This window comes from Sphingomonas sp., assembly GCF_017745215.1.
Taxonomy (GTDB): Bacteria; Pseudomonadota; Alphaproteobacteria; order Sphingomonadales; family Sphingomonadaceae; genus Sphingomonas.
In genome coordinates this window covers 1-22,307 of sequence record NZ_JAGHZV010000014.1, presented here as the reverse complement: position 1 = coordinate 22,307, position 22,307 = coordinate 1, and the positions used below count along the sequence as shown (strand labels likewise).

23 protein-coding genes and 1 pseudogene are annotated in these 22,307 nt (G+C 70.1%); 7 read left to right on the top strand and 17 right to left on the bottom strand.

Annotated elements, in window-relative coordinates:
• Nucleotides 1-142 precede the first annotated feature (142 nt).
• Nucleotides 143-997 (top strand): hypothetical protein, encoded by an 855-nt coding sequence (locus J7495_RS14390; RefSeq protein ID WP_294057342.1) that lies wholly within the window; start codon nucleotides 143-145, stop codon nucleotides 995-997.
• 8 nt (nucleotides 998-1,005) lie between these two features.
• Here J7495_RS14390 and J7495_RS14385 read toward each other — a convergent pair whose 3' ends face one another.
• A complete protein-coding gene (locus J7495_RS14385; protein WP_294057341.1) occupies nucleotides 1,006-2,589 on the bottom strand; it encodes a GMC family oxidoreductase N-terminal domain-containing protein in 1,584 nt (527 codons plus the stop codon).
• Entirely contained in the window at nucleotides 2,523-3,485 is a 963-nt protein-coding gene (locus J7495_RS14380) for a sterol desaturase family protein (protein ID WP_294057339.1), read from the bottom strand. The genes J7495_RS14385 and J7495_RS14380 overlap by 67 nt, the downstream gene beginning before the upstream one ends.
• 108 nt (nucleotides 3,486-3,593) lie before the next feature.
• Between J7495_RS14380 and J7495_RS14375 the strand changes: the two genes are divergently transcribed.
• Entirely contained in the window at nucleotides 3,594-4,202 is a 609-nt protein-coding gene (locus J7495_RS14375; protein ID WP_294057337.1) for a TetR/AcrR family transcriptional regulator, read from the top strand.
• 109 nt (nucleotides 4,203-4,311) lie between these two features.
• On the opposite strand, the gene J7495_RS14370 is transcribed toward J7495_RS14375, so the two are convergent.
• Genes J7495_RS14370 through recQ form a run of 3 tightly spaced genes read right to left on the bottom strand, consistent with a single transcriptional unit; the run spans nucleotide 4,312 to nucleotide 6,918 of the window.
• Entirely contained in the window at nucleotides 4,312-4,680 is a 369-nt protein-coding gene (locus tag J7495_RS14370; protein ID WP_294057336.1) for a hypothetical protein, read from the bottom strand.
• Nucleotides 4,680-5,108, bottom strand: a complete 429-nt coding sequence (locus J7495_RS14365; protein ID WP_294057334.1) for a TIGR01244 family sulfur transferase — start codon at nucleotides 5,106-5,108, stop codon at nucleotides 4,680-4,682. The genes J7495_RS14370 and J7495_RS14365 overlap by 1 nt, the downstream gene beginning before the upstream one ends.
• A 19-nt stretch (nucleotides 5,109-5,127) precedes the next feature.
• The gene (gene recQ / locus J7495_RS14360) at nucleotides 5,128-6,918 is read right to left on the bottom strand and encodes a DNA helicase RecQ (RefSeq protein WP_294057332.1); all 1,791 of its coding nucleotides are present in this window, start codon (nucleotides 6,916-6,918) and stop codon (nucleotides 5,128-5,130) included.
• A 110-nt stretch (nucleotides 6,919-7,028) separates the two neighbouring features.
• Here recQ and J7495_RS14355 point away from each other — a divergent pair, with 110 nt between their 5' ends.
• Both J7495_RS14355 and J7495_RS14350 read left to right on the top strand, forming a co-directional pair.
• Complete coding sequence (locus tag J7495_RS14355; RefSeq protein WP_294057331.1) at nucleotides 7,029-8,477, top strand: ATP-binding protein; 1,449 nt, start codon at nucleotides 7,029-7,031, stop codon at nucleotides 8,475-8,477.
• A 57-nt stretch (nucleotides 8,478-8,534) separates the two neighbouring features.
• Nucleotides 8,535-9,410 carry a hypothetical protein gene (locus tag J7495_RS14350; protein WP_294057330.1) on the top strand — a complete coding sequence of 292 codons (876 nt, stop codon included), beginning with the start codon at nucleotides 8,535-8,537 and terminating at the stop codon, nucleotides 9,408-9,410.
• Here the strand turns inward: J7495_RS14350 and J7495_RS14345 are convergent.
• The 3 genes from J7495_RS14345 to J7495_RS14335 all read right to left on the bottom strand — a co-directional run bounded on the left by J7495_RS14345 (nucleotide 9,397) and on the right by J7495_RS14335 (nucleotide 13,321).
• Nucleotides 9,397-10,338: an alpha/beta fold hydrolase gene (locus tag J7495_RS14345; protein ID WP_294057328.1), complete on the bottom strand. Its 942-nt coding sequence runs from the start codon at nucleotides 10,336-10,338 to the stop codon at nucleotides 9,397-9,399. The two genes, J7495_RS14350 and J7495_RS14345, sit on opposite strands and share 14 nt — an antisense overlap.
• Before the next feature lie 91 nt (nucleotides 10,339-10,429).
• Nucleotides 10,430-11,458: a hypothetical protein gene (locus tag J7495_RS14340; protein WP_294057327.1), complete on the bottom strand. Its 1,029-nt coding sequence runs from the start codon at nucleotides 11,456-11,458 to the stop codon at nucleotides 10,430-10,432.
• 45 nt (nucleotides 11,459-11,503) lie between these two features.
• Nucleotides 11,504-13,321, bottom strand: coding sequence for an ABC transporter ATP-binding protein/permease (locus tag J7495_RS14335; RefSeq protein WP_294057325.1), 1,818 nt, complete (start codon nucleotides 13,319-13,321; stop codon nucleotides 11,504-11,506).
• Nucleotides 13,322-13,400: 79 nt separating this feature from the next.
• Between J7495_RS14335 and J7495_RS14330 the strand changes: the two genes are divergently transcribed.
• Entirely contained in the window at nucleotides 13,401-13,640 is a 240-nt protein-coding gene (locus tag J7495_RS14330) for a hypothetical protein (RefSeq protein ID WP_294057324.1), read from the top strand.
• On the opposite strand, the gene J7495_RS14325 is transcribed toward J7495_RS14330, so the two are convergent.
• The 6 genes from J7495_RS14325 to J7495_RS14300 form a co-directional block, all read right to left on the bottom strand.
• Nucleotides 13,641-13,814, bottom strand: a complete 174-nt coding sequence (locus J7495_RS14325; RefSeq protein WP_294057323.1) for a hypothetical protein — start codon at nucleotides 13,812-13,814, stop codon at nucleotides 13,641-13,643. It lies immediately after the preceding gene.
• A gap of 101 nt (nucleotides 13,815-13,915) precedes the next feature.
• Nucleotides 13,916-14,848: a phytoene/squalene synthase family protein gene (locus tag J7495_RS14320; protein WP_294057442.1), complete on the bottom strand. Its 933-nt coding sequence runs from the start codon at nucleotides 14,846-14,848 to the stop codon at nucleotides 13,916-13,918.
• Nucleotides 14,842-15,423, bottom strand: a complete 582-nt coding sequence (locus J7495_RS14315; RefSeq protein WP_294057322.1) for a TIGR00730 family Rossman fold protein — start codon at nucleotides 15,421-15,423, stop codon at nucleotides 14,842-14,844. Before J7495_RS14315 ends, J7495_RS14320 begins: the two co-directional genes overlap by 7 nt.
• Entirely contained in the window at nucleotides 15,420-16,898 is a 1,479-nt protein-coding gene (locus J7495_RS14310) for a phytoene desaturase (protein ID WP_294057320.1), read from the bottom strand. The genes J7495_RS14315 and J7495_RS14310 overlap by 4 nt, the downstream gene beginning before the upstream one ends.
• Nucleotides 16,895-18,055 (bottom strand): lycopene beta-cyclase CrtY, encoded by a 1,161-nt coding sequence (crtY, locus tag J7495_RS14305; RefSeq protein ID WP_294057319.1) that lies wholly within the window; start codon nucleotides 18,053-18,055, stop codon nucleotides 16,895-16,897. Before crtY ends, J7495_RS14310 begins: the two co-directional genes overlap by 4 nt.
• Nucleotides 18,056-18,282: 227 nt before the next feature.
• Nucleotides 18,283-18,897 (bottom strand): glutathione S-transferase N-terminal domain-containing protein, encoded by a 615-nt coding sequence (locus tag J7495_RS14300; protein WP_294057318.1) that lies wholly within the window; start codon nucleotides 18,895-18,897, stop codon nucleotides 18,283-18,285.
• A 145-nt stretch (nucleotides 18,898-19,042) separates the two neighbouring features.
• On the opposite strand from J7495_RS14300, the gene J7495_RS14295 reads away from it, so the two are divergent.
• Together J7495_RS14295 and J7495_RS14290 are read left to right on the top strand one after the other, a co-directional pair.
• Nucleotides 19,043-19,588, top strand: coding sequence for a TetR/AcrR family transcriptional regulator (locus tag J7495_RS14295; RefSeq protein ID WP_294057316.1), 546 nt, complete (start codon nucleotides 19,043-19,045; stop codon nucleotides 19,586-19,588).
• Between the two features lie 96 nt (nucleotides 19,589-19,684).
• On the top strand, nucleotides 19,685-20,341 hold the full coding sequence (locus J7495_RS14290; protein WP_294057315.1) for a hypothetical protein: 657 nt from the start codon (nucleotides 19,685-19,687) through the stop codon (nucleotides 20,339-20,341).
• Nucleotides 20,342-20,348: 7 nt separating this feature from the next.
• On the opposite strand, the gene J7495_RS14285 is transcribed toward J7495_RS14290, so the two are convergent.
• The 3 genes and pseudogenes from J7495_RS14285 to J7495_RS14275 form a co-directional block, all read right to left on the bottom strand.
• The gene (locus J7495_RS14285) at nucleotides 20,349-21,224 is read right to left on the bottom strand and encodes a hypothetical protein (RefSeq protein WP_294057314.1); all 876 of its coding nucleotides are present in this window, start codon (nucleotides 21,222-21,224) and stop codon (nucleotides 20,349-20,351) included.
• A 157-nt stretch (nucleotides 21,225-21,381) separates the two neighbouring features.
• A pseudogene (locus J7495_RS14280) lies at nucleotides 21,382-21,656 on the bottom strand (phosphomethylpyrimidine synthase ThiC); the annotation flags it as partial.
• Between the two features lie 61 nt (nucleotides 21,657-21,717).
• The coding region (locus J7495_RS14275; protein ID WP_294057312.1) for a PEPxxWA-CTERM sorting domain-containing protein at nucleotides 21,718-22,307 on the bottom strand (590 nt) is incomplete at its 5' end.

Below are 22,307 nucleotides of genomic sequence, written 5' to 3'. Positions count from 1 at the left end.
ACCACCGGCCCGTTTTTTGTTTCGGCCGGCAATGGTCCGAAGCGGAAAATATTGATCGCGACATTCCTGCCCGAATGGATAGGTAGCTCGAGTCCCGACGGGGATGCGTTTGCGTGCCACGATGTCCTTGGGGGGATTGGGCATGGTCAGGAAAGTATCGACGCTGAAGTTCTGGACTGCCGTGGGCGCGGTCGGAACGGGGATCGGCGGGATTTCCGCGTTGGTGGAAACCGTCGGGAAGCTCATCAACAAATTTTGGATCTGGTTTCCGAACACCAACATCGGGATCTGGAACATCGTTGCCGCGGCCGGCATCGGCATCGGCGTGATCTCCGGCCTGATCGCGGTGCTCCTCGCCGCGAGACAGTCATCGCCTGAGCTTCATGAGCGCTATCCCGGCGAGCATGCCACGGGCGAGACCGGCGTATCGAAGCCGAACCGCCGCGCCCTTTATGCCGCGCTTACCGTGCTTCTGCTCGCAACGACGGTGGGCGCCGTCTTTCTGTATCTGGGCGGCTATGGCGAAGCCGCCGAAAAGATCGACGACCTGGCACGGAACGAGCCGAAGTCCAGGCCCAAGCCCAAGCTGCGCCAGGACGCGTCGCTCGACGAGGTCTGCTCGACAGCGCTCAGGAAATTCCACAAGCGCAGCCTCCGCCCCCAGCTGCCCGGCGCGGCCGGCCTGTGGACGGGATGGACAAGCTGGACGTCCGACGAAGAGCAATGGACGCTGCAGCGTGACGGCACGTTGCAGCTTACCCACGGCCAGCAGGGCGGCTGGCGCGAGGACCTGGGCAACAGGCCTGCCGAACTCACCATCGGCTTCCCGAAGGGGACTTGGTATCGGGCGAGGCTCTACGGCCAGCTGATCTGCGGCGTCCGCTTCACGCGGCGTCGCGACACCGTCCCCAGCGGCAACTTCCAGTTCGTGCTGCTCCAGCAATTCGAGCACGACGGGGCACCCTCGAACGATACCGTGGCCGGCAACTTCACCTAGAAGTCGCCCTAGCCGAGCGCCTCGCGCACGAAGGCGGCGGCGCGTTCGCCGATCATGATCGACGGCGCGTTGGTGTTGCCGCCGACGAGGCGCGGCATCACCGAGGCGTCGGCGATGTAGAGACCGTCCACCCCGCGCACCTTGAGCCGCGGATCGCATACCGACTCGGCGTCGCCGCCCATCCGGCACGTGCCGACCGGGTGGTAGACGGTGTCGGCGCGGTTGCGGATCAGCGCCTCGAGCGCCTCGTCGTCGGTGAGGTCGACCGGATAGCGGTCGCGGCCGTCGAAGCCGGTCATCGGCGGGGTCTCGAGGATGCGGTACATCGCGCGCACGCCGCGCTTCAGCGTCTCGACATCGCGTGGGTCGCTCAGGAACGCGGGGTCGATCGCCGGCGGCGCCGCGGCGTCGGGCGAATCGAGCCGCACCGTGCCGCGGCTCTCGGGGCGGAGCACGCAGGCGTGGCAGCTGTAGCCGTGGCCCTGCACCTTCACCCGGCCATGATCCTCGACGATCGCGATGAGGAAATGGAGCTGGACGTCGGGCACCGGCGAGGCGGGATCGGTGGTGAGGAAGCCGCCCGCCTCGGCATAGGGCGTGGTCATCCGGCCCTTGCGCGTCGCCAGCCAGCGCAGCATCGAGCCCATCCCCTTCACGCTGCCCGCGAGGCTGTGGCCGAGGAAGAAGCTGCCCCCGGTCTCGAAGGCGGCGGTATAGTCGATATGGTCCTGGAGGCCGGCGCCGACCGCGGCGCAGTCGCGCACCACCGGGATGCCGAAGCGCTGGAGATGCTCGCCCGGGCCCAGCCCCGAGAGCATCATCAGCTGCGGCGTCTGGAAGGCGCCCGCGGCCATGATGACGCGCTTCGCCCGCACGGTGCGCGCCTCGCCGCCGACGCGATAGGCGACGCCGGCCGCGCGGCCCTCCTCGAAGATCACCCGGTCGACCATCGCTTCGGTGACCACCGAGAGGTTGGTCCGGCGCGCGGCATCGCCCAGATAGGCGCGCGCCGCCGACCAGCGCTCGCCGCGCTTCTGCGTGACCTGGTAGAGGCCGACGCCTTCCTGGCGCATGCCGTTGAAGTCGGGGTTGAGCGGGATCTGGAGCGAGGCGGCGGCCTCGAGGAAGGCGGCGCTGCCGGGATGGGCATGGTCCTGGTCGCTCACCCACAGCGGCCCGTCGGCGCCGTGGAAGGCGTCGGCGCCGCGGACATTGTGCTCGCAGCGCTTGAACCAGGGCAGCACCTCGTCCCAGCCCCAGCCGGTGCAGCCGAGCGCGGCCCATTGGTCATAGTCCCAGGGATGGCCGCGGATGTAGAGCATCGCGTTGATCGCGCTCGACCCGCCGAGCCCGCGCCCGCGCGGCTGGTAGCCGCGGCGGCCGTTGAGACCGGGCTGGGGGACCGTCTCGAAGCGCCAGTTGGTGCCTTCGTTCTGGAAGGGCATCATGCCGGGCATGATCGTCTTGAGCCCGGCGTTGCGGCCGCCGGCCTCGAGCAGGAGGACCCTGGTCCCGCCGTCCTCGCTCAGGCGGCCCGCGGCGGCGCTGCCTCCGGATCCGGCGCCGATGACGACGATGTCGGCCTGTTCCACGCATCCTCCCGCTGCTGCCGCGCCGCTTCCCAGCGCGCCTTGATGACTTCCGAGGTGTCGCGGCTGCCGTCGTGGCTCCAGCCGGGGGGCGCCGCCATGTAGAGCCACTTCGCCCGGAGCGTCGGCGCGCGCCACACGTCCTTCGCGATCCCCACCCATTCGTGGAACGCCGCCCAGGCGAGGTTGAAGCTGCCGAGGTCCTTGACGATGCCGTAGCGCGGCCGGTCGTCGTCGCGCTCGGGCTCGAAGCTGCCGAACATCCGGTCCCAGACGATGAACACGCCGGCATAGTTCCTGTCGAGGTAGCGCGGGTTGGTCGCGTGGTGGACGCGGTGGTGCGACGGCGTGTTCATCACCGCTTCGAACCAGCGCGGCATCCGGCCGATGACTTCGGTGTGGATCCAGAACTGGTAGATCAGGTTCACCCCCGCGACGAAGAACACCATCGCCGGCGGGAAGCCGATCAGGAACAGCGGCAGGCGGAAGAGGAAGGTGAGGCTGAGGAAGCCCGTCCAGGTCTGCCGCAGCGCGGTCGACAGGTTATAATGCTGGCTCGAATGGTGGATGACGTGGCTGGCCCAGAACCAGCGCACGCGATGCGCCGAGCGGTGGAAGACATAATAGGCCAGGTCGTCGAGCACGAAGGCGACGACGAACCAATACCATTGCCAGCCGATGTCGAAGAGGCGGAACTTCCACACCCAGCTCGCCATCACGAACACCAGCCCGCCGGTGAGCAGCCCGGCGACCTGGCTGCCGAGGCCGAGCATCAGCGAGGTGAAGGTGTCGCGCGGCTCGTAGCGCCGCTTGTCGCGCGCGCGGGCGATGAACATCTCCGCGATGATCAGCACCACGAAGGCGGGAATCGCATAGGCGACGGGATCGGCGAGCTTCATCTCGGGTCGGAACCTACATCAACTGACAATGATGTAAATATCCGCCCCCGGGCGGGGGGTTGACGTGCGGGCTTGACGGGGGCCGCTTGAACGATCGATCAAGCGGCCATGGCAAAGGGCATGAGCACGCGCGAGAAGATCGTCCTGGCGGCGATGGAGCTGTTCTGGCTCAAGGGCTATAATTCGACGTCGGTCGCCGACATATTGAGCCGCACCCAGCTCAATTCGGGGAGCCTCTACCACGCCTTCCCCGGCAAGCAGGACATCCTCGTCGCGGTGCTCGAGGCGTATCGCGACGGCATCTATCCGATGCTGGTCGAGCCGGCGTGGCAAGGCGTCGACGATCCGATCGAGCGGATCTTCGCGCTGCTCGCGCGCTACCGGGCCGCGATCGCCGACACCGATTGCGCCTATGGCTGCCCGATCGGCAGCCTCGCCCTGGAGCTGCACGAAGCCGATCCCGCGGTGCGCGGGCTGCTCGCGGCGAACTTCACCAACTGGGTGGGCGTGATCGAGCGCTGCCTCGCGGAGGCCGCGGACCGGCTGCCCGCCGACCTCGACCGCCAGGCGCTCGGCGAGTTCGTGCTGACGACGATGGAAGGCGGGGTGATGCAGGCGCGCACGCACCGCGACGTCGCCTATTTCGACCGCGGGATCGCAGCGCTGCGGCGCCACTTCGACATGCTGGCGCGGTCGGTGGAGCGAACTGCGGCCTGAACCCTTCGTCGTCATCCCGGCGAAAGCCGGGACCCAGGACCACGAGCGACGTCCTCTCCTGCCCTGGGCCCCGGCTTTCGCCGGGGTGACGGTTTGGGATGGGCGCGCGTCAGCCCGACGCCGGCAGTCCCTCCACCCCGCGCAGCGTCACCGCGCCGAACCGCGCCTCGCCGCTCGCGACACGCAGGCCTTCGGGCGTCGGCTGCGTCGCGAAGGGCGGATAGAGGCGACGGACCGCGATCCGCGCCCCGTGGAGCTTGAGCAGCGCCAAGCTGCCGTCGGCGCCGGTGACCACTGCCGCGCGCCCGTCGCTGCCGAGCTGCGCGCGCCGACCCTCGAAGCCCGAAAGCAGCGCGTCCGCGGTCTCGATCGCTTCGGCCTCGCTCGCGATCCCGCCGCCGCCGCCGAGCCGCAGCGCCCAGGCGGCACCCGCCATCACCAGCACCGCGGCGAACGACGCGCCGAGCTGGATCCACATCAGCCGCGCCCCGAAAGCGCGTCGAGCAATGGACGGATGCCGGTGATGTCATAGCCCGCGCCCGCGGCCTTGGCCGTGACTTCGTCGGGGTCGCCGCCCCGACTCGCCGCGGCGAGCGCCCAGAGGTTGCACGAGCGCGTGCCCGATCGGCAATAGGCGAGCACCGGGCCCTCGGCCGCGGCGAGCGCCGCCGCCATCGCCTCGACCTGGTTGGCCGAGAAGCCGGCATGGGTGATCGGGATTTCGGTGTAGGCCAGCCCGGCGGCTTCGGCGGCGGCAGCGATCGCCGCGCCCTCGGGCTGATCGGGCGCCTCCCCTTCGGGCCGGTTGTTGACGATCGCGACGAACCCCGCCGCAGCGATCCCGGGCACATCCTCGGGCGCGATCTGCGGGGCCACCGAGATGCGGTCGTCGATCGTTCTTATCATGCGTCCATGCCTCTTCCGTTCACGCCATGGCCTCCGCGTCGCGGATCACCTGGAGGAAGGCATCGCCATAGGCTTCGAGCTTGCGCGCGCCAATGCCGGCGATGCCGCCGAGCTGCGACAGGTTGGTCGGCCGGCTCGCGGCCATGTCGCGCAGCACCGAATCGTGGAAAATGACATAGGGCGGCACCTGGGCTTCCTGCGCGAGCTCGCGGCGTTTTGCGCGCAACGCCTCGAACAGCGGATTGCCGACCGGGTTGGCCTCGGCGCCGGCACCGCCGCGGCCCTTGCGCTGGCGGCGCTCGCGCTTGGGCGGCGGCGCGACGATCTCGACCCTGGCCTCGCCCTTGAGGATCGCGCGCGCGTCGCCGGCGAGGCAGAGCCCGCCATGCTCGGTCGCCGACAAGGAGCCCCGCGCCGTCAGCGCGCGCACCAGCGGGCGGAGCAGCCGCGCTTCCTCGGCGTCGACGATGCCGAACACCGAGAGCTGGTCGTGCCCGCGCTGGAGGATGCGATCGTCGCTGGCGCCGGTCAGCACCTTCTCGACATGGCCGATGCCGAAGGCCTGGCCGGTGCGGTAGATCGCCGAAAGCAGCTTGCGCGCGGTCTCGGTCGCGTCGGTGATCTCGGGGGCTTCGAGGCAATGGTCGCAATTGCCGCAGAACTCGGGCGGGTCCTCGCCGAAGTGGCGGAGCAGCACCGCGCGGCGGCACCCCGGCGTCTCGACCAGCCGCGCGAGCGCATCGAGCCGCGCGCGCTCGCCGGGCTGGCGGCCGGGCTCGACCTCCGAGATGCGCTGGCGGGCGCGGGCGAAATCCTCGGCCGCCCAGAAGAGATGCGCGAACGACGGGTCGCCGTCGCGGCCGGCGCGGCCGGTTTCCTGGTAATAGCTTTCGATCGACTTCGGCAGCGCGGCATGCGCGACGAAGCGTACGTCGGGCTTGTCGATCCCCATGCCGAAGGCGACGGTGGCGACGATCACCATCTCCTCCGACGCGACGAACGCCGCCTGGTTGCGCTTGCGCACCGCGGGGTCGAGCCCGGCGTGATAGGGCAGCACCGGCCGGCCGCCGCTGCCGAGCTTGGCGGCAAGGTTCTCGACCGAGGTGCGCGTGGGCGCATAGACGATGCCCGGGCCGGGATGCTCCTCGAGGAATTCGGCGAGCTGCTTGGGGCCGTGCGTGCGCGGGCTGATCGCGTAGCGGATGTTGGGCCGGTCGAAGCCGGCGACGATCAGCCCTTCCTCGGCGATGCCGAGCTGCTGGAGGATGTCGGCGCGCGTGTGCGCGTCCGCCGTGGCGGTGAGCGCGAGCCGGGGAATGTCCGGAAAGGCGTCGAGCATCGGCCGGAGCAGGCGATAGTCGGGGCGGAAGTCATGCCCCCATTCGGAGACGCAATGCGCCTCGTCGATCGCGAACAGCGACAGCTTCGAGCGCGCGAGCAGGTTGCGGAAGCCTTCGCCCGAAGCGCGTTCGGGCGCGACATAGAGCAGGTCGAGCGCGCCGGCGCGGAAACGCTCGATCGTCTCCTCGCGATTGTCGTCGGCGCTGGTGAGCGTCGCCGCGCGGATGCCCACCGCCTCCGCCGCGCGCAACTGGTCATGCATCAGCGCGATCAGCGGCGAGACGACGAGGCACGTCCCCTCGAGCGCGAGCGACGGCAACTGGTAGCAGAGCGACTTGCCCGCGCCCGTCGGCATCACCGCGAGCGTGTGGCGGCCGGCGAGCACGCGATCGACCACCTGGCGCTGGACCCCGCGGAACTCGGGATAGCCGAAGGTGGTGCGGAGGATCTGGAGCGGGTCGGCGGCCATGGCGTTCCCCGAGTAGCGGCGGCGAGGCCCCGCTGTCGAGCGGCCCGCCCACAGCTTTTCGACGAACCGCCCTTGCCCCTGCCCGCCCGCTTCGGCCAAAGCCGAAGGCGATGACCGTACGCGTGGACATGGGGCTGGATACCGCCGGCAGCCCCGTCGAGATGGACCTGGAGGAGCTGCTCGCGACCCGTTTGCTCGTGCAGGGCAATTCGGGGTCGGGCAAGTCGCACCTGCTGCGCCGGCTGCTCGAGAAGAGCGCTGGCCATGTCCAGCAGGTGGTGATCGATCCCGAGGGCGATTTCGTCACGCTCGCCGACCGCTATGGCCATGTCGCGATCGAAGCGAGCGAGCACAGCGAGCGCGACGTCGCGCGCTTCGCCGCGCGGATCCGCGAGCATCGCGCCTCGGTGGTGCTGAGCCTCGAGGGGCTCGAGGCCGAGGGCCAGATGAAGTGCGCCGCGGCGTTCCTGAACGGCATGTTCGATGCGCCGCGCGACCATTGGTATCCGGCGCTGGTGGTGGTCGACGAAGCGCAGCTGTTCGCCCCCGCGGGCGGCGGCGAAGTCGCGGAGGAGGTACGGCGCGCCTCGCTCTCGGCGATGACCAACCTCATGTGCCGCGGGCGCAAGCGCGGGCTCGCCGGGGTGATCGCCACGCAGCGGCTGGCCAAGCTCGCCAAGAATGTCGCGGCCGAAGCGTCGAACTTCCTGATGGGGCGCACCTTCCTCGACATCGACATGGCGCGCGCCGCCGACCTGCTGGGCATGGAGCGGCGCCAGGCCGAGACGATCCGCGACCTGGCGAGGGGCCATTTCCTCGCGCTCGGCCCGGCGGTGTCGCGGCGGCCGATCTCGGTCAGGATCGGCGCGGTCGAGACCAGCGCGCGCAGCGGCAGCCCCAAGCTCACGCCGCTGCCCGAGGCGCCGAGCGAGGACATCAAGGAGCTGCTGCTCGCCCCCGCCGAGCCGAGCTGGACGCCGCCCTCGCCCGCCCCGGCGCCGGTGCAGATGCCGTCCGAGACGCTGCTCGAGGCGCTCGCGCGCTCGGTGCCCGCGCCCGCCGCGCCCGAGCCCGAGCGCGACCCCGAGGAAGTCGCCGGGCTGATCGCCGACGTGCTGCGCGCGATCGTCGAGGACGGCGACAGCGCGCTGCGCTCGCCGGCGGTGCTCTACCAGGACTTCCTCGTGCGCTGCCGGATGGTCGGGCTGTCACGCCCGCGGCTCGATCTCTCCGGCTTCGTGCGGCGGCTGTCGGCGGCGCGCGCCGGCATCCATGGCGACCCCGACGAGGACTGGGCCCAGGCGCTTGACGCCGCGCGCGCGCTGCCCGACGACATGCTCGGCCCCTTCCTGCTGGTGGCGCGGGCTGCGCGCGAGGGCCTGCCCTGCCCGAGCGACGCCGAGATCGCCGCGAGCTACGGCACCAGCTCGCTGGGGCGGGTGCGGCGGCTGCTGTCGTATATCGAGGGGCGCGAGCTGTTCGTGACGCGCGTCGACCTGTCGGGGCGGCGCTCGATCACCATCCCCCAGCTCGGCTGGACGACGCAGGCAGCGGAATAGGGCGCCGCGCTCCGGCCACGATCGCCGATCAGGATCAGGCGGACCAGAGGAGGATCGATGCGACGCCTGCTTGTTCTCACGCCGCTCGTGCTCGCTGCGGCGGACGTACCCGACCCGCTGGCGTTCGGCCCCGATCCGGTGACGGCCAGGGTCCAGGGTGCCGAGATGCGGCTGCACGTGCTGCCCGGCGCGCCGTCGATGCCGGTGATCAACCCCGATGCCGCCGAGCGCGCGGGGCTGAAGGCCGGTCCCTTCGCGACGCGCGCGCTGATCGGGCCGGTGCGCGTGGCCGGACGGTCGGCGGTGGTGCGCATCGACCTGGGCCAGGGCGAGTTCAAGCGACGCGCGACCTGGTTCGAGGGACGGATGACCAGCGACGCCGACGGCACGATCGGACCGGGCGGCATCCCCGCGCCGGTGGTCCGCTTCGCGCTGCGCCCCGCCGCGCCCGGCGAGCGCAGCCTCAGCTTCGCGCTCGCCGACTGGGGCTATCTGGGGATGGGCGTCGAAGTGCCGGCGGGCGAAGACACGATCCGCCTGCGCTTCTCGACCACGCGCGCGCAGAGCCTGGCCACCGCCTCGGCCGCGGCGGCGATCGCGGCGGTTGCCGACGGCAGGTTCGACGGCGAGCCGCGAAGGATGCCGGTCAACCTCGGCGTCGAGCGGCCGGTGCGGCATCTGGCGCTCGGCAGGGCGTTCGCCGCGGGTCCGGTGTCGCTGACGGGCATGATGGTGCGCACATCGGACTTCGGCAGCACCGCAAGCATCGGCGTGCAGGGCGAGGAGCCCGATCCCGACGAGATCGTGGTGACCGGCGAGAAGCAGAAGGGCAAGCGGCGGATGGTGGTCGAGGTCGGCGCCGACGCGCTCGCCGGCTGCTCGTCGATCACCTTCGACAAGCCGGCCAAGCGCGTGGTGTTCAGCTGCCGCTGAGCACGCCGCGCAGCCAGGCCTCGGTCTCGTCGGCGTGGCAGATCTGGAGCATGTGCCCGCCTTCGATCAGCGTGAGCCGGCCGTGGGGAATCGCGTCCGCCGTCTTGCGGCCGTGGAGCTCGGGGTCGAGCAGCGCATCCTCGCGGCCGTAGAGGATCGCGACCGGGAGCGTCAGCGACGCGTAGCGCGGTGCCTGCGCGGCCATGTCGAGGCTCGCGACATGGATCTCGAACACGCCCGACAGGAAGCTCTTGGGCCGCATCGCGAGCATGCCGCCGCCGCGCGCGGCGAAATCGGCGGGGGCTGCGTCGGGCGCAAAGACCTGCGCGGCGCGCTCGCGGCCCTTGCGGATGCCCACCGGCATCGCGAGCGTCCAGGCGATCAGCGGGGCGAGCCAGGTCGGCACCATCAGTTCCCGGAAGGGCGCGGGCGGCCGGTCGACCGGCTGGGTATAGGGCGCGATCAGCGCGAGCGCGCCGAAGCGGCCGGGCGCGTGCAGCGCGGCGGCGAGCGAGACCGCGCCGCCCATCGAATGGCCGACGAGCACCGGTGCCTCGAGCCCCAGCGCGTCGGCGAAGGCGGCGATCATCGCGCCCTGCCGGGGGATGCGCGGGCGCGGGCCGGCAAGCCCGGACCAGCCCCAGCCGGGGCGGTCGACGACGATCACGCGACGGTCGCGCGCGAGCCGCTCGGCGCAGTCGTAGGTGAAGTTGCGGATCTGGCCGAGGATGCCGTGGATCATCACCAGCGGCGCGCCCGGGTTGTCGGCGCCGAGCTCGACATAATGGAGCTTCGCGCCGGGCACCTCGATCCATTGCCCCTGCGCGGGAAGTGCGCGCTCGATCGCGGCGTTGACGCGCCAGCTCCACGCCGCCGCAGCCAGCACCAGCATGCCGACCAGGATCAAGATCGCCCAAAGCAACGCCATCAGCCCCTCTCCTCTCGCGCCCGATTGCCGGGTCGCCCACCGACCCGCTTGGCGTCTCCGTCGTCGCCCGTAAAGCCCTTCGCGGGCCGCCTCACTGCGGGACGAGGCCGGGCGTCGAGAAGCTGCCGTCGACGCCGTTGCCGCCGACCAGATTGCTGCCATAGCTGGCCAGCACCGACGTGCCCGCATGGAGGACGCCGGTGCCGTTGGCGGTGATCGCGGTGTCGGCGACGCGCCCGGTCAGCGCGCCCGCGGTTCCGGCATTGGTGACGACCCCATAGGTCGAATTGAGCGTGACGTTCGAATCGCGCAGCAGGAAATTGATCGCGCCGGTGTCGCGGGGCGCTTTCGCCATCAGGCCAGAGACGTTGTTGACAATGTCCGTGCGCGCGACCGTCGCGGTGATCGTCGCCCGCGCGGCGCCGGTGGTCTCGAGCCTGATGCCGACGTTGGCGTTGTTGGTGACTCGGCTGTCGAGCACGGTAAGCTGCGCGGTGGCGTCGGTGCCGGGCAGGACGGCGATGCCGCCGCTGGCCGGATAGGCGGCGGCGCCGTTCTCGGCGACCGCGACATGGTCGAGGATGAGGTTCGACGTCCCCGCCGCCGGCGCGAAGCGGATGCCATAGCCCTTGGTGAAGCCGCGGACCTTGCTGTTGCGCACCGTCACCATCGCGGCGTTGACGATGGTGATGCCGTTGACGCTCGCCGAGCCGGCATTGCGCAGCCCCTCGAGGTCGAAGCCGGCAAGCTCGACGATGATGCCCGAACCGTTGATCGTGATGCCGTCGTTGTTGCCGGGAATGCCGTCGACGCTCGAGACGAGCACGCCTGCCTCGAGATAGTCGCAGAGGATGGTGATCGACTTGGTGATGACGAGCTGGCCGAAGCCCGAGGGATCGAGGCAATTGATCTCGCCGCCCGCGACGGTCTTGTCATAGGCGCCGGCGAAGGTCTTGCAGGGCCCGGTGGGGGTGCAGGGATTGGTGTCGTCGCCATAGGCCGAGACCCAGGTGCGCGCATTGCCGCCGTTTCCACCGCTCTGCGCCGCGGCGGGCGCCGCGCAGGACATCGCCAGCCCGATCGCGGCGGCCCAGGCTGCCTTGCTTCCGAACTCGCTCATCGCTTCCCCCGGGAATTGCTGCCGGGAAGAGCCTAGCACGACGCGCTATTCGGCCGCCATCTCGCCGCCGGCCTCGCGCTCCTGCGCCTGCCGCGCCCACATCTCGGCATAGAGCCCGCCCTTGCGGAGCAGCTGGGCATGCGTGCCTTCCTCGGCGACGCGCCCGCTCTCGAGCACGACGATTCGGTCGGCGTTGACCACGGTCGAGAGCCGGTGCGCGATGACGATCGTCGTGCGGCTCCGGCCGATCGCATCGAGCGTCGCCTGGATGTCGGCTTCGGTGCGGCTGTCGAGCGCGCTGGTCGCTTCGTCGAGGATGAGGAGCGGCGGATCCTTGACCAGGGTCCGCGCGATCGCGACGCGCTGCTTCTCGCCGCCCGAGAGCTTGAGCCCGCGCTCGCCCACCCGCGTCTCCAGCCCGTCGGGGAGCGCCTGGATGAACCCCGCGATCGCCGCCCCGCGCGCGGCGTTGGCGACGTCCTCGGGGGTCGCGTCGTCGCGGCCATAGGCGATGTTGTAGCCGATCGTGTCGTTGAACAGCACCGTGTCCTGCGGCACGATGCCGATCGCGGCGCGCAGCGAGGCCTGGGTGACCTGGGCGATGTCCTGCCCGTCGATCGTGATGCGGCCGCCCGTCAGGTCGTAGAAGCGGTACATCAGCCGCGCGAGCGTCGACTTGCCCGCACCCGACGGGCCGACGATCGCGACGGTGCTGCCCGCGGGGATGTCGAGGTCGATACCCTTCAGGATCTCGCGCTCGGGATCATAGGCGAAATGGACGTCCTCGAAGCGGACATGGCCTGCGCTCACCGCGAGCGGCTGCGCGTCCGGCGCGTCGACCACCTCGGCCGCGGTGTCGAGCAGGTCGAACATGTTGTCCATGTCGATCACGCCCTGGCGGATCGTGCGATAGACGAAGCCGAGCATGTCGAGCGGACGGAACAGCTGGCTGAGCAGCGTCGACACGACGGCGACGTCGCCGGTCTTGAACTGGCCGGTCGACCAGCCGAACACCACCAGCGCCATGCCGGCGAACAGCATCGCGTTGGTGATCACCGCCTGGCCGATGTTGAGCCAGGCGAGCGAATTCTCGCTGGTCGTCGCCGCCTTGGCATAAGCGGCGACGGCGCGGTGATAGCGCTCGGCCTCGCGCGCCTCGGCGTTGAAGTACTTCACCGTCTCGAAGTTGAGCAGCGAATCGACCGCGTGCGCGACCGCGCCGGTATCGAGGTCGTTCATCGCCTGGCGGAGCTTGGCGCGCCAATCGGTCACCCAGCGGGTGAAGCCGATGTAGACGACGACCATCACCAGCGTGCCGACGACGAGCCACAGCCCCCATTTGACCCAGAAGATCCCCACGACCAGCGCGAGCTCGAGGATCGTCGGGGCGATGTTGAAGAGAAGGAAATAGAGCATCGTGTCGATGCTCTTGGTGCCGCGCTCGGCGATCTTGGTGACCGCGCCGGTGCGCCGCTCGAGGTGGAAGCGGAGGCTCAGCTGGTGCAAGTGGCGGAAGACGTCGGCGGCGAGCCGACGCGTCGCGTCCTGGCCGACGCGCTCGAACACGACGTTGCGGAGGTTGTCGAACAGCGTCGAGGCGAAGCGCCCGCCGACATAGCCGCCGACCATCGCGACCGCGAGCCACACCAGGCTGTGGTCGCCGGTGCCCATCGTGTCGAACATCGCGCCATAGGCGAAGGGCCCGACCATCTGGACGAGCTTCGAGAGCACGACGAGGACGAGCGCGATCACGATGCGCACGCGCAGCCCCGGCGCGTCGGCCGGCCAGAGATAGGGGAGGAAGCGCCGCATCGTCGCGAGCATCGGCCGCTCGGGCGTGGAGGCAGTGGGAGTGGAGGCCATCGCCGCCTGATCTGGGGCGTTCGCCGCTCCGATGCAACGGCCGGGCGCCCGATGCGTTCTGATCGCGGAGGTTAGGCCGATGTTCTCAGCGCTGTTCGTGATCGCGATCATGGGGTGCGGCGAGGATTCGACGCCGTGCCGGGACCAGCGGGTCGAGACGCAGCGCTACGAGTCGGCTGCCTCGTGCCGCGCGGCGATCCCGGCGGCGCTCCGGCGCAGCACCGATGTCGACTATCCGGTGATCACCGCCGAATGCCGGCCGCTGACGAGCGCGACGCGGTTCGAGCCTCGGCCGAGCGAGCGGCCGGTCAACGGCTGATCAGTCCTCGGTGCCCTCGCGCTGGATGGGGAGCGCCCAGCGGATCTGATTGCGCAGGAGAAGCTCGAGGTCATCGGCCCCGGCGTTGTGCGCGGCGGCGCGCTTGCGGAGCAGCGTGACCAGCAGGTCGGCGCGGCTCGCGGGCGGCGGCGGCTCGGCGCGGCCCCTGGCCAAGGCACGCGAAAGGCGAAGCGAAAGCATTGTCACTGGCACGACCCCTCGTAGACCCTGCCTCGCCTAGTTGATCCCGATTAGGATCGACTTTCGCAGCTTGGTTAACGCGGGCGCGTCCAGAGCCCGTCGCGCGGGGTCGGCGGGAAGTGGTGCTTACGAGTCGCTGCGGCGGCGAAGGCGCGGAGGATCCAGCCCAGCTTCTCGACCCGCGAGGTCGCGACGCGCCGCTCCCAGCCATGCTCGCCCGCCGCGGCGACCTTGACCGCGATACCGCCGTAGATGTCGGCGGCGGCGAGCACCGCCCAGGCCGAGCGGAAGCCCAGCGCGGGGACGCCGGCCCGGCCGCTCGCCGCATAGGTGGCGGCGCGATCGGCCAACCGCCGGGCAAGGCCGGCAAGCGCGGTGGGATCGGCGAGGACGGCGCCGGGGGCGATGCCCGTCTCGGCGAGCCAGGCGGCGGGAAGATAGCAGCGGCCGGCGCGGTCGTCCTCGGCCAGGTCGCGCGCGATGTTGGCGAGCTGGAAGGCGATGCCGAGGTCGGTGGCACGGTCGAGCGCGTCTTCTTGCTCTGGCTTCACGCCCATCGCCAGCGCCATCAGCCGGCCCACCGCGCCGGCGACATGGTAGCAATAGCGATCGAGGTCGGCTTCGGCCGCCGGCCGCCAGCCCGCGGCGTCGAGCGCGAAGCCCCCGACCACGTCCCAGACCAGCGCGTGCGGCACCTGCGTCTCCGCGACGAAGAAGCGCAGCGCGTCGAAGCGCGCATCGCCGACCCACTCGCCCGCGAGCGCTGCCCCGGTGCCCAGTCGGATCGCTTCGAGGCGCGCCTCGGGATCGTCGACCGCGATGGCGCCCATGCCATGGTCCTGCCCATCGGCGAGGTCGTCGCACGCGCGGCACCAGGCATAGAGCAGCCATGCGCGCTCGCGCACCGGCCGGGCGAACAGCCGGCTGGCGGTGGCGAAGCTCCGCGAGCCGCGCGCGATCGTCTCCCCTGCGGTGGCGACGATCGCGTCGCGCGATGGCGTCACAATTGCTCGCGCGTCATCTGGATGATCGGCACCGTCGGCTGCGCCGCCGCCATCCTGTCGAGCAGCACGTCGAGCGTTTCCGCCACGATCAGCATGTCCCGATGCTGCGACCGGACGAAGCCGACGCTGCCCATGTGACGCCAGAAATCGATCAACTTGTCGTAATAGCCGGCCACGTTGAGCAGCCCGATCGGATCGGTGTGATAGCCGAGCTGCGCCCAGCTCAGCGCTTCCCACAGCTCGTCCATCGTGCCGGTGCCGCCGGGCAGGTTGACGAAGCCGTCCGCCAGCTCGGTGAAGCGCGCCTTGCGCTCGTGCATCGTCTCGACGACTTCGAGGGCCGTGAGCCCCCGGTGCGCCACCTCGGCATTGACCAGGGCGGTCGGGATCACCCCGATCACTTCGCCGCCCGCCTCGAGCGCGCTGTCGGCCACCGCGCCCATCAGCCCGAGCTTGCCGCCGCCGTAGACGACGCCGATCCCGCGCTCGGCAAGCCCGCGACCGACGGCGCGCGCGGCTTCGATATAGACCGGATCGGCCGGGGTGGCGGACCCGCAATAGACGGCAAGACGCTTCACTGACTGTCTCCGAGCATCAGCCCCGCGGTCGCCTTGGCGCTGGCGAGCACCCCGGGGATTCCAGCGCCGGGATGCGTGCCGGCGCCGGTGAAATAGAGGTTCGCGATCGCATCGTCGCGGTTGTGCGCGCGGAACCAGGCGCTCTGGGTGAGGATCGGCTCGAGGCTGAAGCCCGACCCCAGATGCGCGTTCAGGTCCCTCGCGAAGTCCGGCGGGGCATAGCTGAACTTCGTCACGATGCGATCGGAAAGATCGGGGATCAGCCGGCGCTGGACCTCGGCGAGGATGCGCTGCTCGACGAGTGCGCCGATCTCGTTCCAGTCCGCCGGGAACTTGCCGAGGTGCGGCACGGGCGCGAGCGCGTAGAAGGTCGAATGGCCTTCGGGCGCCATCGCCGGATCGGTCGCGCTGGGATGGTGGAGGTAGATCGCGAGGTCCTCGGGCAGCACCCCGTGGTCGTAGATGTCGGCGAGCAGCCCCTGGTAGCGCGGGCCGAACAGCACCTGGTGGTGCGGGATTTCGGGGAAGGTGCCGCGCACGCCGAAATGGACGAGGAACAGCGAGGGGGAGTAGCGCTTGCCCAGCAGCTTCTGCGCGGTGCGCTGGGCGCTGCGCGACCCCTTGAGCAGATCGCGATAGCTGTGGACGATGTCGGCGTTGCTCGCCACTGCGTCGGCAGGGAAGTCGCCGCCGCTCTTGGTCTTCACGCCGGTCACCCGGTCGCCGAGCGTGTCGATCGACGTCACCGGATCGCCGAGCACGAGGCGGCCGCCCAGCCGCTCGAACAGTGCGACCATGCCGCTCACCAGCTTGTTGGTCCCGCCCTCGGCCCACCACACCCCGCCGTCGCGCTCGAGCTTGTGGATCAGCGCGTAGATGCCGCTCGACTTGGTCGGGTCGCCCCCGATCAGCAGCGTGTGGAAGCTGAGCGCCTGGCGCAGCCGCTCGTCGCGGACATAGCCCGAGACGATCGAATAGACCGAGCGCCACGCCTGGTGCCGGATCAGCGCGGGCGCGGCCTTCACCATCGTCCGGAAATCGAGGAAGGGCACCGCGCCCAGCTTCACATAGCCGTCCCGATAGACCCCCGCCGAATAGCCGAGGAAGCGGCGATAGCCGTTGACGTCCTCGGGGTTCAGCCGGGCGATCTCGGCGCGGAGCTGCTTGTCGTCGTTCGAATAGTCGAAGCGCGTGCCGTCGGGCCAGGAAAGGCGGTAGAAGGGGGTGACGGGGACGAGCTTCACATCCTCGCCGATGTCGCGGCCGGTGAGGCGCCAGAGCTCGCGGATCGCGTCGGGCGCCGTGATCACGGTGGGGCCGGCGTCGAAGGTAAAGCCGTCCTTCTCCCAGGCGTACGCGCGCCCGCCGGGCTTGTCGCGCGCTTCGATCACGGTCGTGTCGACTCCCGCCGACTGCAGTCGGATCGCCAGCGCGAGACCGCCGAAGCCGGCGCCGATCACCACCGCGCGGCTCATCGGCGGCCTCCCATCGCCTGGATCGCGCGACCGACCGGCACCGGCGGGCGCCCGCTCAGGATCCGCGCGCGGTCGAGCATCGTCGTCTGCCCGGCATAGAAGCGCGCGACCAGCCGCGGGTCGAGCCGGTAGAAGCGTTCGAGCACGCGGTAGCGCTCGTCGGGGTCGGCGGCCTTGAACAACATGGCGGCCAACATGCGATAGAAAGCGCGCGCCTTCCATGTCCTGCGCGCGAAACCGAGCAGAAGATCGTGGATCGCGGCGGCCGAATGGTCGCTCGCCTTCGCGACCACCATCGCGGTGCGCACCGCGTCGGGCAGCGAATAGCCGGTCATCGGGTGGAACAGCCCGGCGCGCATCCCGGCCTTGGCGACCTTGTTGCCGCCCGATTGCCAATAGGCTTCGAAATCGCCGCCGAGCGCGACCGGCAGCGCGCCGCCCTCGGTCCGCTCGACGCGCTCGATCTCCCAGCCGCGCGACTCGGCATAGGCCTGCACTCGCCCGGCGAGCAGCGGCACGTCGAGATCGGGCGTGTCGCTGTAATAGGTGTCCTCGACGAACATGCGCGTCGCGGCGAAGGGCAGGCAATAGACGAAGCGATAGCCGTCGTGCTGCGCGACCGTCGCGTCCATCAGCAGCGGCGCGGGCAGGTCGTGCGCTTCGCCCAGGCGGAACTCGCAGCCGTAGAATTTCTGCCAGCCGAGCTCGAGCAGCCCCAGGTCGCCCGGGCCACGGCAATCGATCACGCCCCTGGCCTCGATCCGGTCGCCGTCCGCCAGTACCACCGCCTTGGAGCTGGCGGCGAGCGCCTTGCGGCGGAGCATCACCGATCGCTCGGGGAGCGTCGCGCGGATCACACGGTCGAAGCGTTCGCTCTCGATCGAATAATAATTCGCGTGGAGCGTGCGGCGGTGCGCGGGGAAGGCGACATCGTAGCGCGTCCAGCCATAGCTCACGAGCGGCGCGACCAGCCAGCGGTCGGCCGCGGCGACGTCGGTGGCGAAGAAGGACCAGAGGTGGTTGCCGCCCAGCCGCGCGCCGCTCTCGACCAGCCGGATCTCGCAATCGGGGCGGTGGCGGGCCAGCGCCAGCGCGATCAACCCGCCCGCGAGCCCGCCGCCGACGATCGCGACATCGCAATTGTGAACGGCTGGCATGGACGGGGCGTAGCCGAAGGATTCGGCGCCAACAAGAACCCGTCCCGCTCAGCGGGGGGGGGGCGACCGATTGCCTTCCTGGTCATCCCGGCGAAAGCGGGAAACCAGGGCAGCTGCGGGTCCGGCTTTCGCCGCGATGACGGTTGAGGAAAAAATACCCCCTCCGACCGAGCGATCGGAGGGGGCAGGATGGTGGGAGCGCGAGTCGCTCCACACTCGGAGAAGGGTCAGGCGGCGCGGAGCAGCGGATATTCCTCGGCCATCGCGCGCGCGACCGACGGGCGGGCGCGGAGGCGATGGCGCCACGCCCGCAGCACCGGCCAGGGCTCGAGCGACAGACCGGCATGCTCGCACCAGTTGAGCACGGTCAGCAGATAGGCGTCGGCGACGCTGAAGCCGCCTTCGAGATGGTCCGCCGCCTCGAGATGCCTCGACAGCAGCGCGAAGGGCCGCGCCGCACGCCAGCGGGCGGTGGCGCGCTCGGCCTCGGCGGCGGTCTTGCGCATCAGCGGGTCGAACACGCCCTTGTGCAGCTCCGACGAGATCAGCGCGAGCCAGGCGAGCATCCGGTAATGCGCGTCGGAGAAGGGCACGGGCGCGAGCACGCCCTCGGGCGCGAGCTCGGCGATGTAGCTCAGCACGGCGGGCGTCTCGCTCAGCCGGAAGCCGGCGGGCGTCTCGAGCGCAGGGACATAGCCGAGCGGGCTCACGTCGCGCAGGTCGCGGCCGTCGGGCAGCGCCATCCCCTGCTCGACCAGCACGAACTCGGCATCCAGCTCGCCTTCGAGGCACGCAATGCGCGCGGCGAGCGAGCCTGCGAACGGTCGGAAATAAATCCGCATCTCACGCCTCCCTCGAATCACCCGTTGATTTTTGTACTGCTTCGCAGGAAAATGCGTCAAGAGATTTATGCGAAACAGTACAAAAATAAGCGGGGACGCGACGCCCCGGCGGAGAGGACGGCCGCTCAGCTTCGACCGCGAGGCGGTGCTCCGTGCAGCGGCGCAGCGCTTCCGCACGCACGGCTTCGCGGGCACCTCGCTTGACGAGCTGGCCGAGGCGACCGGGCTCAACCGGCCGAGCCTCTACGCCGCCTTCGGCGACAAGCGCGCGCTGTACCTCGCAGCGCTGGCGCGCACGCACGACTGGCTGGTCGAGACCTTCAGGGGCCTCCGCGAGGCGCGGCTGCCGCTGCGCAAGGTCGTGCGCGCGGTGCTGCGCGGCGGGATCGACACCTATCTGGGCGGCGAGAAGGGCCCCTCGGGCTGCATCGCGATCAACACTGCGGTGGTGGAAGCGGTGACCGACCCCGAGATTCGCGCCGCGCTGGCGCGCATCCTCGAGCTGGAGGACGAGGCGATCGAAGCGGCGCTCGCCGAGGCGGGCAGCCCCTGCCCCCGCGCGCACGCCAATGTCGTGACGGGCGTGCTCCACTCGCTGAGCGTCCGCGCTCGCGCGGGGGCGACGCGCGAGGAGCTCGAGGCGATCCTCGCGGACTGCGTCGACGTGGTGGCAGGACCGGCCCAAAGCTGAACGCCACGCGCCGTGAAGCGCGTTTCCAAACCATCAACTCCCGGTGGAGCCGCGGCGATTCCTTGCTAGACTGACGACTCCGGGGTGGAGTCGGCAATGCGATCGTGGTTCGGACGGCTGTTCAACTGGGGCGGTAGATCGCCCGAAGCGGAGACGCTCGCCGAGCCCGCGCCGCTGGCCGATCCCGTGGGCGAGCTGCGCGCGGTGATCCGGCGCGACGTCCAGGGCGGCTTCCGCGACGAGGACGCGATCCTCACGGGCCTCGAGGATTATCTCGGCGACGAGATCGACCCCGCGCTGATCCGCCGCGAAGCGCCGCGGCTGCTCCGCGAGGCGCTGGCCGAGCATCGCGCCGCGGCGGCGAGCTGGCCCGGCGAGACCGACTGCGACCGGCTCGACGCCGCCTTCGCCGCGCTCGAGGCCGATGGCGTGATCGCGCGGCAGAACTTCTCCTGCTGCGGCACCTGCGGCACCTCCGAGATCTGGGAGGAAGTCGACGAGGCGCAGCAGGCCGGGCTGCCGGCGCACGGCTATGCCTTCTTCCACATGCAGGACACCGAGCACGCCGTGGAAGGCCATGGCCTCCACCTCAATTACGGCGCCTGCGAGGACGGCGAGGCGGCGGCGCTGGCGGTGGGCCGCGAGATCGTCGCCGCGCTCGAGGCCGAGGGGCTCGAGACCGATTGGGACGGCAGCTGGTCGACGCGCATCGCGGTGGCGATCGACTGGAAGAAGCGCCGCGGCGTCGCCTGAGTGCCGGCTATTGCTTGCCCTTCTTGAGGACGTCGATCATCCGCTTGTGGATCGTCGAGCGCGCCGTGCTCGCCGGCACGAACGGACCGCCGGCGTATAGTGCGCGGAGATAGGTCAGGTCCCAGTCGGTGACGGAATCGGGGACGACCGTCCCGTCGGGCGCGGCGATCACGCTGAGGATCGTCGGTGCGCTGAGACGCTGGAGCTTCGCGGGCTCGACATCGGCATAGGCGCGCATCGAGGCATAATCGGCGATCTGGTTGACCGAAAGGCCCACCAGCGCGTCCAGCTCGACGACGATGACCGCGCCGATGAAGACCTTGCGCACCGCCGCATGAGTGTGCGAGCCGGCGATCGAGCTCTCGAGCTCATAGTAGCGCGCTTCGCTATTATAGGGCACGATCACGCCGCGGCGGTCGATCACCCGCTCGACATGCCAGGCCGTGACCGGGCCCGGCTGGACGGGCGGATCGACGGCTTCGCCGCGGCCGTCCACGAAGTAGATCGGATAGTCGTGCTTGAGCGCCTCGACCATCGCCTTCTTGTCCTTGGCGGCGATGAGCAGCACGTTCGGGGCGCAGCCGGGCGCGCCGACCTTGATCCCCGCGGCCGACGCGATGCGGCGCATCCGCTTGGTGATCGCAGCGTTGCGCTCGACGCTGAGCCCGGTCGCTTCGGGGCAGGCGGGCGGGCCGTCGAGCCGCGAGATCGGATCGGTCGCGCCATTGGGGCCCGAGACGGCGCCGACGAAATCGCCGATCCGCTTCTCCCATTTGGGGCTGCCGACGACGACGATGTCCTCGTCGCTCTGGACCTCTTGCGGCGGCTGGGCGGCGGCGGGAAGCGCGGCGAGCAACGCCGCCGCGAACACGATGAGACGCATGCTGGACCTCGGGCTGTGGACGCCGTCGATCTATGCCGGAGGCGGGATGCCGACAAGCGACGGCGCACGACAAGATCCTGACATGCGGCGGATTTCAATAGCTGTGTTGCAGTTATAACACTGCATGTCACCCAATGCTTCCCGCCGGCGTCGCCGTTCACTCCGCTGCCGGCAGGTAAAGCTCCCCGCCCCGTTCCCGGAACTTCTCGCTCATCTCCGCCATCCCGGCTTCCGCCTCGCCCGCCGCCAGGAATCCGTTCGCCGGCTGGTTCTGCTTCGCGGCGAAGTCGCGCACCTCCTGGGTGATCTTCATCGAGCAGAATTTCGGGCCGCACATCGAGCAGAAGTGCGCCGTCCTGGCGCTCTCCGCCTGCCGGGTTTGGCGTGTTATTGCTCTGCCGTATCGGGATCGAGGCTGAGGTTGAATTGATCCCACAAAAAAAGGCCGCCGAGTTACCCCGGCGGCCTCTCATTTTACCCGAAGGCTCCCCGCTTAAGCGGCGTATGCAATCTTCGTGGCGCGGCGGCGCATCGCGGCGCCGAGCAGGCCGAAGCCCGCGATCATCATGCCCCAGGTGGCCGGCTCCGGCACCGCGGCGGCGGTGCCGTAGCGCACGTTGTCCAGCACCGTGGAGGCGAAGGCATCGACCGAGACGCCGGTGATGGTGAACGAGGTGAAGGCCGTATCCGAGGTGAGGCCGAAGAACTTCATCGTCTGCGTGCTGTTCAGATCGACGGTGAAATTGCCCTGGCTGGTGCCGATGATGACATCCTTGCCATAGAAGGTGGAGGCGGCGCAGCAGGGCGTCGCCGGATTGTTGTCGTCGTAGAAGCTGCCGAGATCGAGCGCGAAGGCCGTCACCGGGACGGCGAAGCTGACCGTCAGGACGCCGTTATAGGGCGTGTTGATCACGTCGCCCGTGCCCCAGTTGTAATAATAGGGCGTGTAGGTCGGGTCGGACAGGAAGGCGTTGTTGGTGGTCTGCGTGATCGTGACGCCCGACTGGTTGTAGGAGCCACTGGAGAGGATCCAGGTGCTGGTGGTGGCCCCCTCGAAATTGACGGTGGTGACGCCGCTGCTGG

Excerpts from the sequence above, each read along its gene's own strand:
- J7495_RS14390 (WP_294057342.1), top strand. The coding sequence starts at position 143 with ATGGTCAGGAAAGTATCGACGCTGAAGTTCTGGACTGCCGTGGGCGCG.
- J7495_RS14380 (WP_294057339.1), bottom strand. The coding sequence starts at position 3,485 with ATGAAGCTCGCCGATCCCGTCGCCTATGCGATTCCCGCCTTCGTGGTG.
- J7495_RS14375 (WP_294057337.1), top strand. The coding sequence starts at position 3,594 with ATGGCAAAGGGCATGAGCACGCGCGAGAAGATCGTCCTGGCGGCGATG.
- J7495_RS14370 (WP_294057336.1), bottom strand. The coding sequence starts at position 4,680 with ATGTGGATCCAGCTCGGCGCGTCGTTCGCCGCGGTGCTGGTGATGGCG.
- J7495_RS14365 (WP_294057334.1), bottom strand. The coding sequence starts at position 5,108 with ATGATAAGAACGATCGACGACCGCATCTCGGTGGCCCCGCAGATCGCG.
- recQ (WP_294057332.1), bottom strand. The coding sequence starts at position 6,918 with ATGGCCGCCGACCCGCTCCAGATCCTCCGCACCACCTTCGGCTATCCC.
- J7495_RS14355 (WP_294057331.1), top strand. The coding sequence starts at position 7,029 with ATGACCGTACGCGTGGACATGGGGCTGGATACCGCCGGCAGCCCCGTC.
- J7495_RS14350 (WP_294057330.1), top strand. The coding sequence starts at position 8,535 with ATGCGACGCCTGCTTGTTCTCACGCCGCTCGTGCTCGCTGCGGCGGAC.
- J7495_RS14345 (WP_294057328.1), bottom strand. The coding sequence starts at position 10,338 with ATGGCGTTGCTTTGGGCGATCTTGATCCTGGTCGGCATGCTGGTGCTG.
- J7495_RS14340 (WP_294057327.1), bottom strand. The coding sequence starts at position 11,458 with ATGAGCGAGTTCGGAAGCAAGGCAGCCTGGGCCGCCGCGATCGGGCTG.
- J7495_RS14335 (WP_294057325.1), bottom strand. The coding sequence starts at position 13,321 with ATGGCCTCCACTCCCACTGCCTCCACGCCCGAGCGGCCGATGCTCGCG.
- J7495_RS14330 (WP_294057324.1), top strand. The coding sequence starts at position 13,401 with ATGTTCTCAGCGCTGTTCGTGATCGCGATCATGGGGTGCGGCGAGGAT.
- J7495_RS14310 (WP_294057320.1), bottom strand. The coding sequence starts at position 16,898 with ATGAGCCGCGCGGTGGTGATCGGCGCCGGCTTCGGCGGTCTCGCGCTG.
- crtY (WP_294057319.1), bottom strand. The coding sequence starts at position 18,055 with ATGCCAGCCGTTCACAATTGCGATGTCGCGATCGTCGGCGGCGGGCTC.
- J7495_RS14300 (WP_294057318.1), bottom strand. The coding sequence starts at position 18,897 with ATGCGGATTTATTTCCGACCGTTCGCAGGCTCGCTCGCCGCGCGCATT.
- J7495_RS14290 (WP_294057315.1), top strand. The coding sequence starts at position 19,685 with ATGCGATCGTGGTTCGGACGGCTGTTCAACTGGGGCGGTAGATCGCCC.
- J7495_RS14285 (WP_294057314.1), bottom strand. The coding sequence starts at position 21,224 with ATGCGTCTCATCGTGTTCGCGGCGGCGTTGCTCGCCGCGCTTCCCGCC.